The organism is Klebsiella sp. HMSC25G12 (assembly GCF_001807705.1).
Classification (GTDB): domain Bacteria; phylum Pseudomonadota; class Gammaproteobacteria; order Enterobacterales; family Enterobacteriaceae; genus Klebsiella; species Klebsiella variicola.
Genome location: NZ_KV789895.1, coordinates 30,991 through 46,516 on the forward strand (window position 1 = coordinate 30,991; position 15,526 = coordinate 46,516).

Annotated in this window: 14 protein-coding genes; 4 read left to right on the forward strand and 10 right to left on the reverse strand. The window is 56.4% G+C overall.

Going from position 1 to position 15,526, the window contains the following annotated elements; genetic code table 11:
• Positions 1-364 precede the first annotated feature (364 nt).
• Entirely contained in the window at positions 365-2,674 is a 2,310-nt protein-coding gene (locus HMPREF3096_RS14900; RefSeq protein ID WP_032729634.1) for a molybdopterin-dependent oxidoreductase, read from the forward strand.
• Between the two features lie 107 nt (positions 2,675-2,781).
• On the opposite strand, the gene HMPREF3096_RS14905 is transcribed toward HMPREF3096_RS14900, so the two are convergent.
• Both HMPREF3096_RS14905 and mtnC read right to left on the reverse strand, forming a co-directional pair.
• Positions 2,782-3,324 (reverse strand): 1,2-dihydroxy-3-keto-5-methylthiopentene dioxygenase, encoded by a 543-nt coding sequence (locus HMPREF3096_RS14905; protein ID WP_008805615.1) that lies wholly within the window; start codon positions 3,322-3,324, stop codon positions 2,782-2,784.
• Positions 3,321-4,010 carry an acireductone synthase gene (gene mtnC / locus HMPREF3096_RS14910; protein ID WP_032729636.1) on the reverse strand — a complete coding sequence of 230 codons (690 nt, stop codon included), beginning with the start codon at positions 4,008-4,010 and terminating at the stop codon, positions 3,321-3,323. Before mtnC ends, HMPREF3096_RS14905 begins: the two co-directional genes overlap by 4 nt.
• A 140-nt stretch (positions 4,011-4,150) precedes the next feature.
• Between mtnC and HMPREF3096_RS14915 the strand changes: the two genes are divergently transcribed.
• Positions 4,151-5,296, forward strand: a complete 1,146-nt coding sequence (locus HMPREF3096_RS14915; RefSeq protein ID WP_162494477.1) for a pyridoxal phosphate-dependent aminotransferase — start codon at positions 4,151-4,153, stop codon at positions 5,294-5,296.
• Here the strand turns inward: HMPREF3096_RS14915 and HMPREF3096_RS14920 are convergent, their stop codons facing one another.
• From HMPREF3096_RS14920 to dsbG, 4 genes are all read right to left on the reverse strand, one after another.
• A complete protein-coding gene (locus HMPREF3096_RS14920; RefSeq protein WP_012542464.1) occupies positions 5,297-5,923 on the reverse strand; it encodes an IbrB-like domain-containing protein in 627 nt (208 codons plus the stop codon).
• The gene (locus HMPREF3096_RS14925; protein ID WP_012968704.1) at positions 5,908-7,131 is read right to left on the reverse strand and encodes a phosphoadenosine phosphosulfate reductase; all 1,224 of its coding nucleotides are present in this window, start codon (positions 7,129-7,131) and stop codon (positions 5,908-5,910) included. Before HMPREF3096_RS14925 ends, HMPREF3096_RS14920 begins: the two co-directional genes overlap by 16 nt.
• A 111-nt stretch (positions 7,132-7,242) precedes the next feature.
• Entirely contained in the window at positions 7,243-8,175 is a 933-nt protein-coding gene (citR, locus tag HMPREF3096_RS14930; RefSeq protein ID WP_032729639.1) for a DNA-binding transcriptional repressor CitR, read from the reverse strand.
• Positions 8,176-8,355: 180 nt separating this feature from the next.
• A complete protein-coding gene (gene dsbG, locus HMPREF3096_RS14935; RefSeq protein WP_022065704.1) occupies positions 8,356-9,105 on the reverse strand; it encodes a thiol:disulfide interchange protein DsbG in 750 nt (249 codons plus the stop codon).
• A gap of 411 nt (positions 9,106-9,516) precedes the next feature.
• Between dsbG and ahpC the strand changes: the two genes are divergently transcribed.
• Together ahpC and ahpF are read left to right on the forward strand one after the other, a co-directional pair.
• The gene (gene ahpC / locus HMPREF3096_RS14940; RefSeq protein ID WP_002894394.1) at positions 9,517-10,080 is read left to right on the forward strand and encodes an alkyl hydroperoxide reductase subunit C; all 564 of its coding nucleotides are present in this window, start codon (positions 9,517-9,519) and stop codon (positions 10,078-10,080) included.
• A gap of 188 nt (positions 10,081-10,268) precedes the next feature.
• The gene (gene ahpF, locus HMPREF3096_RS14945) at positions 10,269-11,834 is read left to right on the forward strand and encodes an alkyl hydroperoxide reductase subunit F (protein WP_008805622.1); all 1,566 of its coding nucleotides are present in this window, start codon (positions 10,269-10,271) and stop codon (positions 11,832-11,834) included.
• A gap of 72 nt (positions 11,835-11,906) precedes the next feature.
• Here the strand turns inward: ahpF and uspG are convergent, their stop codons facing one another.
• The 4 genes from uspG to dcuC all read right to left on the reverse strand — a co-directional run bounded on the left by uspG (position 11,907) and on the right by dcuC (position 15,375).
• On the reverse strand, positions 11,907-12,335 hold the full coding sequence (gene uspG / locus HMPREF3096_RS14950; RefSeq protein ID WP_002894401.1) for a universal stress protein UspG: 429 nt from the start codon (positions 12,333-12,335) through the stop codon (positions 11,907-11,909).
• 187 nt (positions 12,336-12,522) lie between these two features.
• Positions 12,523-12,933 carry a nucleoside diphosphate kinase regulator gene (rnk, locus tag HMPREF3096_RS14955; protein WP_008805623.1) on the reverse strand — a complete coding sequence of 137 codons (411 nt, stop codon included), beginning with the start codon at positions 12,931-12,933 and terminating at the stop codon, positions 12,523-12,525.
• 178 nt (positions 12,934-13,111) lie between these two features.
• Positions 13,112-13,909, reverse strand: coding sequence for a ribonuclease I (gene rna / locus HMPREF3096_RS14960; protein ID WP_008805624.1), 798 nt, complete (start codon positions 13,907-13,909; stop codon positions 13,112-13,114).
• 92 nt (positions 13,910-14,001) lie between these two features.
• Positions 14,002-15,375 carry an anaerobic C4-dicarboxylate transporter DcuC gene (gene dcuC / locus HMPREF3096_RS14965; RefSeq protein ID WP_008805625.1) on the reverse strand — a complete coding sequence of 458 codons (1,374 nt, stop codon included), beginning with the start codon at positions 15,373-15,375 and terminating at the stop codon, positions 14,002-14,004.
• Between the last annotated feature and the right edge of the window lie 151 nt (positions 15,376-15,526).

A 15,526-nucleotide genomic window follows, 5' to 3' on the forward strand; every position in this document is an offset into this window, starting at 1 on the left:
CAAGAAGCACCTCGCCACCTCAAATACAAAATAAGTCTAAGTTATGCCGGGAATGTTATATCGCAGAAACGCCAGAGAAAAATGTTATTTTGCCATCGGGAACCTGAAAATATTTCATGATGCAAAATATACCTTTTTATTTTGTGGTTTTATTTTTGACTTATTCCGTGTTTATTTAACGGATAAAGACGGCTTTCTGTTTATTGTGATGGCGTGGAGAAATAAGGCCCTTGCAGGGAAATGCAGGTGATTGCGCGGGCTAATACTTTTTTTAGCAGAGTAATGTCTGGCTGGGACGGGGATATTTCCGTCATTTCCTCGATTTATTTTAACGACTTTTTTGGCTGAGAAGAACGCGAGTGCTATGAAGAAACAGCATAATTATACGGTGATGCACTGGGGAACGTGGCAGGTGGAGAGCCGCGAGGGCGATATCGTGGCGGTTAATCCGGTGCCCTGGGATAAAAATCCGTCACGCATTGGTCAGTCGCTCCCCGACGCGGTGACCAGCCAAACGCGCATTCGCCGTCCGGCGGTGCGCGCCGGCTATCTTCAGCAGGGCCCAGCGTCACGAGAAGGGCGAGGCAAGGAGCCCTTTGTCGAAGTCAGTTGGGAGGTGGCGCTGGACCTGCTGGCTCGCGAGCTGCGCTCGGTCAAGGCGCGCTGCGGCAATGAGGCGATCTACGGCGGCTCCTACGGCTGGGCCAGCGCTGGACGCTTTCACCATGCGCAGAGCCAGCTGCACCGGTTTCTCAAGGGATTTGGCGGGTATACCGCCAGCACCAATACCTATAGCAGCGCCGCGGGCGAGCGCATTCTGCCGCATATTCTCGGACCGCTGAGCCCGCTGCACCGTCAGCATACCCATTTTTCCGAGCTGGCGCGGGAGTGTCAGCTGTTTGTCGCGATTGGCGGACTGCCGCTGCGCAATGCCCAGGTCAACGGCGGCGGCGCCAACGACCATATGCTGCCGTACTGGCTGGATAAGATGCAGGCCAACGGTACCCGGTTTATGAATATCAGCCCGGTACGCAATGACCTCAGCGCGGTGCCCGACGCCGAGTGGCTGGCCATTCGGCCGGGCACCGATACCGCACTGCTGCTGGCGCTGAGCTATGTACTGATCGCTGAGTCTCTCTACGACCAGGCGTTTGTTGCCAGCCATACCGTCGGGTTTGCCCCCTATCGCGCTTATCTGTTGGGCGAGCACGACGGCGTAGCGAAAACCCCGGCGTGGGCGGCGGCGATTACCGGCCTGGACGCCCAGCGCATCGCCGACCTGGCGCGGGAGATGGCCCGCCACCGGACGATGGTGAATATCTCCTGGTCTATCCAGCGCGCCCGTCAGGGGGAGCAAGCCTACTGGGCAACGGTGGCCCTGACCGCGCTGCTGGGACAGATCGGCACGCCGGGCGGCGGCCTCGGGTTTGGCTACGCCTGCACTAACCTGGCGGGCGCGGTGCGAAAAGCGTTTTCCGGCCCACGCTTACCCGCCGGGGAGAATGCGGTGGATAGCGTTATCCCGGTGGCGCGGCTGTCCGATATGCTGCTGCACCCGGGAGAAGCCTATGAGTTCGACGGTCAGCAGCTGCGCTATCCCGACATCCGTCTGGTTTACTGGGCGGGAGGCAATGCGTTTCATCATCATCAGGATATCAACCGACTGTGCGAGGCCTGGCGCCGTCCGGAGACGGTGGTGGTGCATGAGCAGTACTGGACCGCGCAGGCTAAATTCTCCGATATCGTCCTGCCAGCCACCACCTCGCTGGAGCGAGAGGATATCGGCAGCGGCGGTCACGACGGGTTTATGATCGCCATGAGCGCGCAGATCCCGCCGGTGGGCGAAGCGCGTGACGATTACGCCATTTTCCACGATCTGGCCGATCGGCTGGGCTTCGGAGAACAGTTCAGCGAGGGGCGGGACGCCGGGCAGTGGCTGCGTCATCTCTATGAGGAGTCAAGACCGCGGGCGCAGGAGGAGGGTATTGCGCTGCCCTCGTTCGAGGACTTCTGGCAGCAAGGGGTGCTGGAGTACAGCGCGCCGGAGCGGCCGCAGATCTTTCTCGCCGATTTTCGCGCCGATCCGCAGCGCTATCCGCTCTCCACGCCCTCCGGCAAGATTGAACTCTTTTCCGCCACCATCGCCGGGTTTGGCTATCGTGAATGCCCTGGCCATCCGTGGTGGGATGAGGAAGAGGCCGCCCGGCAGCGACAGGAGGCGGCGCGGTGGCCGCTTCATTTGCTCTCCAGTCAGCCGCGCGCCCGCCTGCACAGTCAGTACGACCACGGCAGCGTCAGCCGGGCGACGAAAATTCAGGGACGCGAGCCGCTGTGGATGCATCCGAGCGATGCGCAGGCAAGAGACATCCGCGAAGGCAGCGTGGTGAAGGTCTATAACGACCGCGGGGCGATTCTGGCGGGCGTGCACCTGAGCGAGCAGATTTTGCCCGGCGTGGTACAGATGTCCACCGGCGCCTGGTATGACCCGCTGGATCCCAATGAAAAAGGAACGCTCGATAAGCACGGTAATCCCAACGTGTTAACCGAGGATCGCGGCAGTTCGCGCCTGGGGCAGGGCTGTAGCGCCCAGAGCTGTTGGGTGGAGATCGCCCCGTGGCGTGAGGAACTGCCGCCGATCACCGCCTTTGATCCGCCGAGGTTTATTGAGGTTTAGGCGTTGGCGCTCGCCGGCGGCGGGGCGGGTAGTCCGGAGGAGGCGCGGTATGCGCCGCCTCCGGCAAAGCCCGCGCCTGGCGGTTTAAGACTGACGACAGTTTGACGTTACGCCAGCCGCGGGTAGGCGCTGGCGATATCGTCACCGGTAAACTGGGCGATCCAGCCTTCCGGGTTATCAAAAATGCGAATGGCGGTGAAGTTCGGTTCTGAACCCATATCAAACCAGTGCGGGGTGTGGGCGGGAACCGAAATCAGATCGTTCTTTTCGCACAGTACCTGGAACACCTCGTCGCCAATATGCAGGCAGAACAGGCCAGCGCCCTCGACAAAAAACCGCACCTCGTCTTCGCCATGGGTGTGCTCGTTGAGGAATTTTTCCCGCAGCGCCTCTTTTTGCGGGTTATCGGCGCGCAGGCTGATGACGTCCCAGCTCTGGTAGCCCTTTTCGGCGACCAGTTTATCAATCGCATGCTGATAGGCGGCAATCACCGTTTCCGGGCTGGGATTTGCGCCGAGGTCGCGGTCGGCCTGCCAGCGCTCGAAGCGGACGCCTTTGGCGTTCAGTTGATCCTGAATCGCTTTGGCGTCGGTGCTGTGCCAGAGCGGTGTTTGCGGATCGGTCACGGAAAAAAGAGTTAATGCGCTCATGCTGGGATCTGCTCCGGATGAATGTCGTCAAAACGCTGAACCTGAGGATGGTGGCTCGCCGGGTCGCGGTCGCCGCGTACCAGCTGGATCGTTCGCAAACCTGCAGCCTCGGCGGCGTCGAGCTCCTGATGGATATCCGACAGGAACAGGATGGTGCCAGGGGCATGGCCCAGGTGTTCAGCAATGTTACGGTAGGACTGCACCTCGCGTTTGGCGCCTACCAGGGTATCGAAATAGCCCGTGAACAGATGAGTAATATCACCTTCATCGCTGTAGCCAAATAACAATTTCTGCGCGGCGACGGAGCCTGAGGAATATACATACAGATCAATGCCCTGCGCTTTCCATTCCTCCAGCGCCGGCAGTACGTCCGGATAGAGATGGCCGGTAAAGTCGCCGTTGAGATAGCCGTCACGCCAGATGATCCCCTGCAGCGCCTTTAGCGCCGTGGATTTACGGTCTTCGTCCATAAAGGCGAAGAGGGTAGTGATAAGGTCGGTGGTGCTGGCGGCCGGGGCGTCTGTCTCGCGGCGCAGGTTGTCGAGAATGGTTTTGACGGGCTCAGCGTACTGCTGAGCGGTCACAAAGCCGGCCAGTCGTTCGCGGGCGTAGGGGAACAGCACGTTATGCACGAAGCGGATATCGCTGGTGGTGCCTTCTATGTCGGTCACGATGGCGCGGATCATGGTTTCTCCAGAGTGGCGTGGCGCGGAATAACATTAGCATTTAGACGTCTAAGCGTCTTGATTGCCAAATATTAACATCGTGTTATAGTGGCTTCAACAACAGCATTACAATCGGTATAAAAAGAATGAGCAATAACCCTTTGATTCCAGAGAGTAAACTTCCTGCGCTCGGCACCACGATTTTTACCCAGATGAGTGCCCTGGCCCAGCAGCATCAGGCCATCAACCTGTCACAGGGCTTTCCCGATTTCGACGGCCCGCGCTATCTTCAGGAGCGTCTGGCCTACCATGTGGCGCAGGGGGCGAATCAGTACGCCCCGATGACCGGCGTGCCGGCGCTGCGCGAGGCGATCGCCGGGAAGACAGCGGAGCTGTATGATTACCTGCCCGACGTCAATAGCGATATCACGGTCACCGCCGGCGCGACGGAGGCCCTGTACGCGGCGATCACCGCTCTGGTGCGCCGCGGCGACGAAGTGATCTGTTTCGATCCCAGCTATGACAGCTATGCTCCCGCGGTGGCGCTGGCCGGCGGCGAATTACGCCGTATTGCGCTGCAGCCGCCGCATTTTCGCGTCGACTGGCAGCAGTTTGCTGCGGCGCTGAGCGATAAAACCCGTCTGGTGATCCTCAATACCCCGCACAATCCATCAGCCACCGTCTGGCAGCGCGAAGATTTTGCTGCCCTGTGGCAGGCGATTGCCGAACGCGAGATCTATGTCCTCAGCGATGAGGTCTATGAGCACATCTGCTTTGCCGAGGGCGGCCACGCCAGCGTGCTGGCGCATCCCCAGCTTCGCGAGCGGGCGGTGGCGGTCTCCTCGTTTGGCAAAACGTTTCATATGACCGGCTGGAAGGTCGGCTACTGCGTAGCCCCGGCGGCCATCAGCGCCGAACTGCGCAAGGTGCATCAGTATCTGACCTTCTCGGTGAATACCCCGGCGCAGCTGGCGATCGCCGACATGCTGCGCGAAGCGCCTGAGCACTATCGTGAGCTGCCGGCGTTTTATCGGGAACGTCGCGATCTGTTTATTGAAGCGCTGCGCCCAAGCCGACTGGAACTTCTGCCCTGTGAAGGGACCTATTTCCTGCTGGCGGACTACAGCGCCATTTCCGATCTTGACGACGTCAGCTTCTGCCGCTGGCTGACGACCGAAGTCGGGGTGGCGGCGATCCCGCTCTCCGTCTTCTGCGCCGATCCGTTCCCGCACAAGCTGATCCGCTTATGCTTTGCCAAACAGCCGGCGACTCTGTTGGCTGCGGCGACGCGTTTGTGCCAGCTGTAGTCACTTAATCGTCCACGCCTGGGAGAACTGGCGGCCAGCGAACATCTCCGTGAGGCCGCTAATTTGCTTCAGGCGCAATACCTCATCGGCATCCATCCCCAGCTCTTTGCCGATTTTCTGTGGCGTCCAGCCAAGCTGGGTCAGTTCGCGGACAATCTCTGACATGGCGTGGATTTGGTGGCGCCCGCGCGCCCGGTTATGGCGTATGGTCGCTGCCATCAGCCCGTCACGCGAGGCGGCTTCACTCGTCAGGCAGGTCACTGGCAGATAACCTTTCAGCGTTTTTTTCAGCACCGCTTTGCTGCAGGCCAGCTCATGACGGTGAAAACCGTCGACAATCGTATACGCCTGCGGGCTTTGCTGGATGACGACGACCGGCTGGGTAAAGCCGTCGGCTTCCAGCGACGTTTGCAGCAGGCGTTTTTCCGGTGGCGCCACGTTATTCGGATTGTAGTCGTTGGGGATGACCTGCTCCTGTTTTACCCACAGCACGCAGTCAACGGGCTGGGAGCGGAAGGGACTGCGCTGGTGGAGCACCTGACGAAACGCATTGATTGCCTCGATGCGCGCCTCGTCATCCAGCGTTTGCAGATAAGCGTCCAGCGCCTGCGTCAGTTGTTGTTGCATAATATCCCCCATTGTTGGCGATGTTTTTCCATGCGTTTACGGTAGCGCTGATAGTGGCTGCTTTTGGTCGGGCTAAACGAAAGCTGACGGCACCAGTAGTCGTTATTGAGCAGCACTTTGCAGACCCGCCGCCAGGACGGGATATCTTTGGTGCCAATGTCCGCAGGCTGGGTGTCCGGAATATCTTCCATGCCTTTTTTCTGATACCAACGCAGGTAGACGGCGATTTTGTTGCGGTAGTGCTCGGCAGTGGTTTCCGGCATGCTGTCGAGCAGGAACAGCGCATAGCTTTTCCATGTCAGGTGGTCGGGCTTGTCGATTTTTCGGTGGCCGTAAAATTGATTATCATGCCCGGCATAGACCCCGCCGCTGTGCGCGCCGCTCACCCGCTGACACATTGCGGCCCAGCGCTCGGGCTCCAGCACATGGTAGAGCCACAGTCCCTGGCGCTGCTCCGGACCGAACGGTTCGCAGATGCGCATATAGCGCAGCGGCACCCCGGCCTGATACATCAGATCGTACAGAGGGTTATAAGACTGCCGGCTTTTGGCAAACCAGGTCCAGATGTCGGCCGTTTTCCAGTCATAGAGCGGGTAGATGTACCAGGCGTGGCCGCCCGGCGCCGAGGTGGTCCAGGGTTTATCATCGGCGAAGCGCTGTTTACGCTGCGAAGAGATGGCCATAAAGCGATTCAGTGACTCGTCGGCGCGAATGCCCACCAGCACGGCGGCGGGGCGCCGCTGTGAAAACCACTCGGCGAAGTGGCTGACAAAGGACTCAAAGCTCATCCCCGGTTGATAAAATGAAAAATAGCCCGGGTGGGTAATCGCCCAGGGCGGCGGCTGACGGACCCAGTCGGCCCCGGGCTCCCAGCATTGCCATTGCGGTTTATACTGCGTCAGCGCGTTTTGGGTGGTGAGCGGCAGGGCGACCCAGTAAAAGGTTTCGACAACATCCGCATACAGCGCACGCAGTTTTTCGCAGTGGGCGATGGTGCAGGAGAACTGCGCTTCCCAGTCAATAAACAACACACTGATTTTTTTACCCTGTAACCGCGCCGCCTGGGCGGTTAAATGCAGCATGACGGTGGAGTCTTTTCCACCCGAGAAAGAGACGCAAACGCGTGAAAAATTATCCAGCACCCACTGGATGCGCTGCTCAGTTGCCTGCAGCACCGATTCCGGTAAGGGATATTTAATAAACGACATGACCATTAATCCTTTAATAGTAGAGCTTCCCGTTTGTTCAGTATAAACGATGAGCGCTGCGAAATTAATGGTCGATCTGCATTCAAACAGAGTGTGAAAACAGGTGGGCAGTTACTCACTATTATTAAGTTGTGGGCGTGATATATCTCTGTCATTCATTAGAATGGAGATTAATTCAGATAGAAAATGATTTTGTGTAGATGATTGATGGTAGTTAATGTATATCGTGATCTCTGGAAAAAGTGCCTCTATATCGAGAGCGTGAAGTGGCATGGTCGGGGAAATAAAATCATATAAATAGGAGGGGATGAAGCCAATTAAGTCGGTTTTATTGATCATGTTAAGAATGGTCATAAAAGAGTCGCTGCGAAAGGCAATATTACCCGGATTTAACCATGGCGTGCTGCTTTGCTGGACGCGCTGAATGACAGGATCGTTGGTGATATAGTGGGTGAAAAATTCCTGTGCCAGCGCTTCAATCGACGTGAGTTGATCTCGCCGCGGATGGTCCGCCCGGCAAACCGCCAGCGTCTGCACCGTCTGATAGGGCTGACAGATCGTGGCGCGGTTGGTAATAGGCATTCGGGTGAACACCAGGTCCGCCTGGCGATACGCCAGCAGCTCCTCAGCCGATTCCGTGGTGGTCAGGTTATGGTGCTCAATCTGCAAATTGGCCTGATGACAGAGCTCATTAATCATAAAATGGCTATTCACTGAACAGAACAGCGGAGGGCCATATATCACGATACGTTTACGCAGTTCGGAGCGATTATTGAGATTGATGGTTTTTTCCAGCTGTTCGAGATTTTGTTGCAAATGATAATGAAGATTGACACAGGCGGTAGTGGGCGTCATCCCTTTCCCAACGCGAACAAATAACGGATCGTTTAACTGCTGGCGCAAACGCTGCAACGACTGGCTCACCGCTGACGGGGTGATAAATAACATGGCGGCTGCTTTGCTAATGCTCAAATGTTGATAGATACATTCAAAAATAACCAATAAATTCAAATCGAACTTTTTCAGATCGTAAAGATTTGCCATTAATGCAGTCCTGTGTATTATCAGCGCGGGTGGAAATATTCTTAGTGAGAATGTTGATTGGCTTAATATTTGCGGTGTGAATTTAATTACCGGACTATAACGTTAAGTTCTGCTTAATATATCTTATCGTCGTCAGGGGCGCCAGCGGTCGTTGTTATCTGGCGCCATTATGCAATGGGATTATTCTTGTTCGCCCATCATGATCTGCAGTTTTTCTTTATCCGGCAGGCCGACCACCTGCTGCAGCATATTATCCTTATTCATATAGTAAATGGCTGGCGTGACGTTGGCCCCCAGTTCGTCCATCAGTTGCTGATTAACGTTGAGCACTTTCATTTTCTCCGGCGGAATAGCCTGCGGGATCGTCAGGGCCATTTTTCCATTCGATTGCTCATAATCATGCCAGGTCTTCGCCGGATCCTTGGTGGCCAGAATCGCGGCGGCGGTGGCCGGGCTTTCGGGCTTGATCACCCCCACCAGCAGGGTGCGGATCTGCACTTTACCGGCTTCCACCCAGGGGCGGGACTGCTGCCAGAACTGTTTACAGTAGGGGCAGAAGGGATCGGCAAAGACATACAACACGATGGGGGCGTCCTTATTGCCATCCTGCAGCCAGTGGGCGCTGGCCATCTTCTTCCACATCTCCTGTCCTGCCGGCGTGTAGAGCTCTTTTTGAAACAACTGCTCGCTGAGGTTGTTGCCGTTCTCGTCATACATATAGCCGGAAATGGCATGTTTGCCGTCCGGCGTGAGGTAGATGGTGACCCCCATGTCCTGGTATTTGCCCAGCCAGCCTTTCATTCCCCCCGGCGCCTCAAAGGGTTTTATAATAGTAATGCCCTGTTTTTCAATCGCTTTTACCGGAGCGGGGAGCTCCTCCGCCTGGCTGCATAACGGAAAAAGGCTGAGCAAGAGAAGACGCTTTAACATGAATATTCCTTGTAAAATCAGCAGGAAAGGGCAAAACGATTGTCGAACCTATCACAGTCATAGGCAAGATCAGCAGAATGACGGATTGCCCTTTGCTGGCGTGGGTGATGTAATCCTGGATGCTGTTACATTAAGGTAATGTAGAGCGCAACACATAGCCAGTCTGACTGGCGCTGAACCTACCTTCGGGTATTTCAGGTAACGGGGCCGCCTGAAAGGGTGGCCTTTTTACTTTTGTCGCGGCAAATGATGCGAAAAACAGCGATCAGCGCTGAACGCGTCGACAGGTTCACAGAGTTGTCTTGTTCCGGTTGTTAGATAACGCTTATTGATTCGATAATGTAAACGCATTGGTCGGGTCAGGAAAAATTCGTTAACTTAGACCTCAACGAAAACACGGAGGAAGTATAGATGTCCTTAATTAACACCAAAATCAAACCGTTCAAAAACCAGGCATTCAAAAATGGTGAATTCATCGAAGTCACCGAGAAAGACACCGAAGGCCGCTGGAGCGTCTTCTTCTTCTATCCGGCTGACTTCACTTTCGTCTGCCCGACCGAACTGGGCGACGTGGCTGACCATTACGAAGAACTGCAGAAGCTGGGCGTAGACGTTTACTCTGTGTCTACCGATACCCACTTCACCCACAAAGCGTGGCACAGCAGCTCTGAAACCATCGCGAAAATCAAATACGCGATGATCGGCGACCCGACTGGCGCCCTGACCCGTAACTTCGACAACATGCGTGAAGATGAAGGTCTGGCTGACCGTGCCACCTTCGTGGTTGACCCGCAGGGTATCATCCAGGCGATCGAAGTTACCGCTGAAGGTATCGGCCGTGATGCGTCTGACCTGCTGCGTAAAATCAAAGCGGCGCAGTACGTTGCTTCTCACCCAGGCGAAGTCTGCCCGGCTAAATGGAAAGAAGGCGAAGCGACACTGGCTCCGTCTCTGGACCTGGTCGGTAAGATTTAAGTCTGTTTGTGCCCGGCGGCGCTACGCTTGCACGGGCCTACAAGATTGTAGGCCGGGTAAACGGCGTGCCACCCGGCAATCAATGGGCGCTTTCGCGCCCATTTTATTCCAACACCATGATGCAAGCGCATTCAGGCCGCCTGGACGAGGCCGCTTGCATGATGATGTTTTAAGCCCAGGAGATAACAATGCTCGACACCAACATGAAAACCCAGCTCAAGGCCTACCTTGAGAAGCTGACCAAGCCTGTTGAGCTGATTGCCACGCTGGATGACAGCGCTAAATCGGCAGAAATCAAGGAACTGTTGGCTGAAATCGCTGAACTGTCAGACAAAGTCACCTTTAAAGAAGACAACACGCTCGCGGTACGTAAGCCATCATTCCTGATTACTAACCCAGGTTCCGACCAGGGCCCACGCTTTGCAGGCTCTCCGCTGGGCCACGAGTTTACCTCGCTGGTGCTGGCGCTGCTGTGGACCGGCGGTCATCCGTCGAAAGAGGCCCAGTCGCTGCTGGAGCAGATCCGCGATATTGATGGCGATTTCGAGTTCGAGACTTATTATTCACTCTCCTGTCATAACTGCCCGGATGTGGTGCAGGCCCTGAACCTGATGTCGGTGCTCAACCCGCGCATCAAGCACACGGCGATTGACGGTGGGACCTTCCAGAATGAAATTACCGATCGCAACGTCATGGGCGTTCCTGCGGTGTATCTGAATGGTCAGGAGTTTGGTCAGGGGCGAATGACGCTGACGGAAATTGTCGCCAAAGTGGATACCGGTGCGGAAAAACGCGCAGCGGAAGAGCTGAACCAACGTGATGCTTACGATGTGCTGATTGTCGGCTCCGGCCCGTCCGGTGCGGCCGCGGCGGTATATTCTGCGCGTAAAGGTATTCGTACCGGCCTGATGGGCGAGCGCTTCGGCGGTCAGGTGCTGGATACCGTGGATATCGAAAACTATATTTCGGTGCCGAAAACCGAAGGCCAGAAACTGGCCGGCGCGCTGAAAGCGCACGTCAGCGACTATAACGTCGATGTGATCGACTCCCAGAGCGCGACCAAACTGACGCCAGCGGCGACAGAGGGCGGCCTGCATCAGATTGAAACCGCCTCTGGCGCGGTGCTGAAGGCGCGTAGCGTCATCATTGCCACCGGGGCGAAATGGCGTAATATGAACGTACCGGGCGAAGATCAGTATCGCACCAAAGGCGTGACCTACTGCCCGCACTGCGACGGTCCGCTGTTTAAGGGCAAACGCGTAGCGGTAATTGGCGGCGGGAACTCCGGGGTAGAAGCCGCTATCGACCTGGCGGGCGTCGTAGAGCATGTGACCCTGCTGGAGTTTGCTCCAGAGATGAAAGCCGACCAGGTGTTGCAGGATAAAGTCCGCAGCCTGAAGAATGTCGACATCATTCTTAATGCGCAGACCACGGAAGTGAAAGGCGATGGCAGCAAAGTCACCGGCCTGCAATATCGTGACCGGGTGAGCGGTGATGAGCATCATGTCGCGCTGGCGGGGATCTTCGTCCAGATTGGCCTGCTGCCTAACACCACCTGGCTGGAAGGCGCCGTTGAGCGCAACCGCATGGGTGAGATCATCATCGATGCGAAGTGCGAAACCAATGTCAAAGGCGTATTCGCCGCTGGCGACTGCACCACCGTGCCGTACAAGCAGATTATTATCGCGGCAGGGGAAGGGGCAAAAGCGTCGCTGAGCGCCTTCGACTACCTGATCCGCACGAAAACCGCATAACAAGTCAGACAATAGACCTGCATAACAAAGAGGCTACCCTGGGGTAGCCTCTTTTTTTCTATTTCGTCATATTTACCTGACGACCATCACCGGGATATGGGCATGGCGGATCACGCTTGAGGCATTGGATCCGAGCAGGTGGGTACTGATGGACGGGTTGCGCGAGCCAATCACCACGACATCGGCGTTAATTTCGCTGGCCAGCTCGTTGACCATATCGCGCACGCTGCCGAAACGGACATGCAGCTTGATACGTGAGGGGTCAATGCTGAAATGGCTGACCATCGTCTGCAGACGAGTTTCCGCCTCATGCTGCAGGTGTTCTTCAAACCGCCGCAGATCGGCGGTAAAGCGGCTCATGGTGAAGCTCGCAGAGCCGGGTAATACGTGGAGCAGATGGATCACCCCGTCCTGCTGGGCCAGAAACTCCGCATGCCGGACGGCTTTATCGCTCAGCGCCATCTCAAAGACATCAACGGGCATAATGATAGTCTTATACATATGCAATCCTCCTTGTTCATTTGCGTCTATATCAACATATTATATGCGGATATAGTGTCATTCAGGTCGCAAAACTGTCAGTCAGGCAGGTGCAAAGCGTAAAAAAAGGTTAGCGAGGAAGGAACAGCAGAAAGAGGATGTATGGACATCCTCTGAATAAAGCGCGAAACGCCTCAGGCAGCAGGGATTAGCGGTGGAATTCGCCAGCGGCTTCCGGCTGGTACAAGAGCTCCAGCACTTCCAGGTGTGTCGATGCACCGCCCGGCAGCTCCCAGTGAATGGTGCTGCCGACTTTCAGACCCAGCAGCGCGGCGCCCACCGGCGCGAGGACGGAGAGCTGGCTGGCGCTGTCAGTCACCTGAGACGGAAACACCAGCGTCCGCACGCGCTCTTCGCCGCTGGTTAAATCGCGGAATTTTACCTTACTGTTCATGGTGACGACGTCATGCGGCATCGCTTCCGGCGCCAGCATTTGCGCGCGGTCGAGCTCGTCATTCAGGGCATCGGCAACCGGTAAGTTGGCGAAAGCCGGCTGCTCCAGCAGCCTGTCGATACGTTCGGCATCCAGTTCGTTAATGATGATTGCGGGTCTGGTCATTGCATACTCCATGTTATCCAGGAACCTGTCCGTAAAAGAAAACCCTCGCCGAAAAGGGCAAGGGTTAAGGTCCTACCATCATACTGAGAGTTGCCGGTAGTTTGAAGTGATGAAACGCACATTCAGCGTGCAACGCCCCCCGGCGGGCGGCGTTTTCTGCTCAGCACGTCGCTTTGCGCTACTGACCGACCTTGTCCAGGATAAACTGGGTTCCACAGTTGCCCGGATGGGGTTGCGGCAGAAAGGCGGACGTGGCCAGCGGGGCGTTGATGGTGGCGGCGTTGAGGGAGATTTGCATCTCGGTCAGATAGGCTGGATTACCGTTACAGGTTAATTTAAACGCCTTCACGCTTTGCGGACCCCAGGCGCGGGCCACCGCGGCATCGAAGTCGGCGCGGCTGACGGTTTGACCATAATGCTTCGCGAGGAAATCGCCTACCGGGCTATGCTTAATTTCCCCATTCAGGCGCACCATGGTGCCAAAATAGCTATCGGGATCAAAGCCGAAGCAGACGCCATGTTTGGCGTATTCGTAGCGCTCCAGGCAGGAGGTGCCGCCCGAGCCCGGCATCACGTTATTGAGTTTATTGGCCATCTCCAGCGACAGCCCGGTTTCCGCCGCCTGGCATTTGCGGTTCGCTTTCACTTCCGGCATGTTGGGCACCGGGCGCGTGGCGCAGCCGTAGCGCATCCAGCGTCGTTCATCCACCCCGCGCGCGGCAATCGACTTTGGCAGCCCGGGCCACAGGCCGTGCACGGTCAGAAAGTCGGCTTTGTTCGCGGTGTCCTGCTGCAGGCGACACTCTTCCGGTTCGCTACGGTTGCGGTCAAGCATGCTCTGACAGAATCCGGTTTGCCAGGAGAGGGCAAGAACGTAGCGGTCAAAATCAGCGTATCGCGTCGCGGTGAGCGGTTCAGCGCCGGCCTGAGTGGCGGTGAGCACAAGGGCAAGCGCGGCGAAATCCTTCCTGAACATGTTTATTCCTGATTGTGGATGGCAAAAGATAACGGGGAGTTATTAAAGCATAAAAAAGGCGCCCGCTGGCGCCTTTTCGCGTGGTTAGACCATTAGTGGACTGCGCTGCCGGGCACCAGAATCTCAGTGGCGATAATCACCACCAGCAGGCCAACCATCACCGGCACGGAGGTACGTTTGACCACTTCGAACGGCGAAATTTTTGCCATCCCGGCAACGGCGACCACCACCCCGGAGACCGGCGATATCGTGCGGCCGAGGTTAGAGGCCTGCAGCATCGGAATCGACAGATAAGCCGGATTGATGCCGGAAGAGTGCGCCAGCTTGGGGATCATCTCAACAAAAGCGTAGAACGGGGCATTACCGGAGCCGGTGGTCATTGCCGCCAGCATGGTCAGGATCACCAGCACCAGCATCAGAATAATACTGGCCGAGCCGAAGGAGGTGGCGATGGAGATCAGCCCATTGATAAAGCCGATGGTGCTTAGCCCCTGGGCGAAGACGCCGGCGGCGACCAGCAGCATCACTACGCCGGCGAAGGCGTCAGCCATCCCGCGGTAGGCGACTTCAAGCCCGCTGAAGACGTTTTTGGTGTTAAACCCGCGCAGGAACTCAAGGATCGCCGCCAGCAGCATGCAGCCGACGAGGATGGTGATAATGTGCAGTTCCGGTCCCCATTTACCATCAAAGATCAGCACGCCGATGATCGGGGTAAACGGCAGAATGGCGTACAGCGCCGGGGCGGTGGTGGTGATGTCGTTGACATCCAGCATTTCGTGGGAAATGTTCTCTTTTTTATCCAGGTAACGCTGCCAGAAGAAATGGGCGATTGCCATGCAGATAATGGCCGCGATGGAGATGGGCAGCGTGGTCTTGAAGGCAAAGTCGATCAGCGGCATTTCTGCGGCTTTAGCCGCCAGTACAACATCGCCAGAGGTAGGCGAGAGGATAATGGCCGCCGGTGAAGCGCAGATGGCTGCCGCCGCCCCGCGACTGATACCGACGTTCACCATCACCGGGAACAGCGTCGCCATCAGCAGCACGCCAAGGCCGGTCGCAGAGGAGACCGCCAGCGACATCAGGCAGGCGACAAAGTAGGCGGCAATCATCAGCAGATAGGGCGAATTAATATAGCGCAGCGGCTTTGATGCTAATTTCACCACCATATCATTGGCGCCAATATGGGTCATGTAGGTGGCGAAGCCGCACAGCATCATAATCATCATACCCAGATCGCCACCGCGGCTCATGAGTAGAATCTTAATGTATTCAATAATATCGGTGGCAGAATAACCGGTGCTGTCGGTATTGCCCGGCAAGACTTTATGCCCCAGCAGGGCGCTGACGATCAATAAGATTAAGCCCCCGACGAACAGCACCCCGGTGGCCGAGTAGCCCTTAATGATATAGCGGGCGACGCCCACAATGACCACAATCCCGATCAGGATCTCAACAAACGTCAGCATTTATTACCCCTAAGCCCAAAGAATATGTAGATAAAAAGCGTCATGCCAAATTTTAATGTGCGAATGTGCCGAAAAAACGGACAAAACTCGCTGATGCAAATCAATAAAGCGATAAGAACTACGCGTCACCCGTCTCGCCTGGATATAATCA

What these genes read in the sequence shown, in the direction of transcription:
- HMPREF3096_RS14900 (WP_032729634.1), top strand. Translation starts at nt 365, where the DNA reads ATGAAGAAACAGCATAATTATACGGTGATGCACTGGGGAACGTGGCAG.
- HMPREF3096_RS14905 (WP_008805615.1), bottom strand. Translation starts at nt 3,324, where the DNA reads ATGAGCGCATTAACTCTTTTTTCCGTGACCGATCCGCAAACACCGCTC.
- mtnC (WP_032729636.1), bottom strand. Translation starts at nt 4,010, where the DNA reads ATGATCCGCGCCATCGTGACCGACATAGAAGGCACCACCAGCGATATC.
- HMPREF3096_RS14920 (WP_012542464.1), bottom strand. Translation starts at nt 5,923, where the DNA reads ATGCAACAACAACTGACGCAGGCGCTGGACGCTTATCTGCAAACGCTG.
- HMPREF3096_RS14925 (WP_012968704.1), bottom strand. Translation starts at nt 7,131, where the DNA reads ATGTCGTTTATTAAATATCCCTTACCGGAATCGGTGCTGCAGGCAACT.
- citR (WP_032729639.1), bottom strand. Translation starts at nt 8,175, where the DNA reads ATGGCAAATCTTTACGATCTGAAAAAGTTCGATTTGAATTTATTGGTT.
- dsbG (WP_022065704.1), bottom strand. Translation starts at nt 9,105, where the DNA reads ATGTTAAAGCGTCTTCTCTTGCTCAGCCTTTTTCCGTTATGCAGCCAG.
- ahpC (WP_002894394.1), top strand. Translation starts at nt 9,517, where the DNA reads ATGTCCTTAATTAACACCAAAATCAAACCGTTCAAAAACCAGGCATTC.
- ahpF (WP_008805622.1), top strand. Translation starts at nt 10,269, where the DNA reads ATGCTCGACACCAACATGAAAACCCAGCTCAAGGCCTACCTTGAGAAG.
- uspG (WP_002894401.1), bottom strand. Translation starts at nt 12,335, where the DNA reads ATGTATAAGACTATCATTATGCCCGTTGATGTCTTTGAGATGGCGCTG.
- rnk (WP_008805623.1), bottom strand. Translation starts at nt 12,933, where the DNA reads ATGACCAGACCCGCAATCATCATTAACGAACTGGATGCCGAACGTATC.
- rna (WP_008805624.1), bottom strand. Translation starts at nt 13,909, where the DNA reads ATGTTCAGGAAGGATTTCGCCGCGCTTGCCCTTGTGCTCACCGCCACT.
- dcuC (WP_008805625.1), bottom strand. Translation starts at nt 15,375, where the DNA reads ATGCTGACGTTTGTTGAGATCCTGATCGGGATTGTGGTCATTGTGGGC.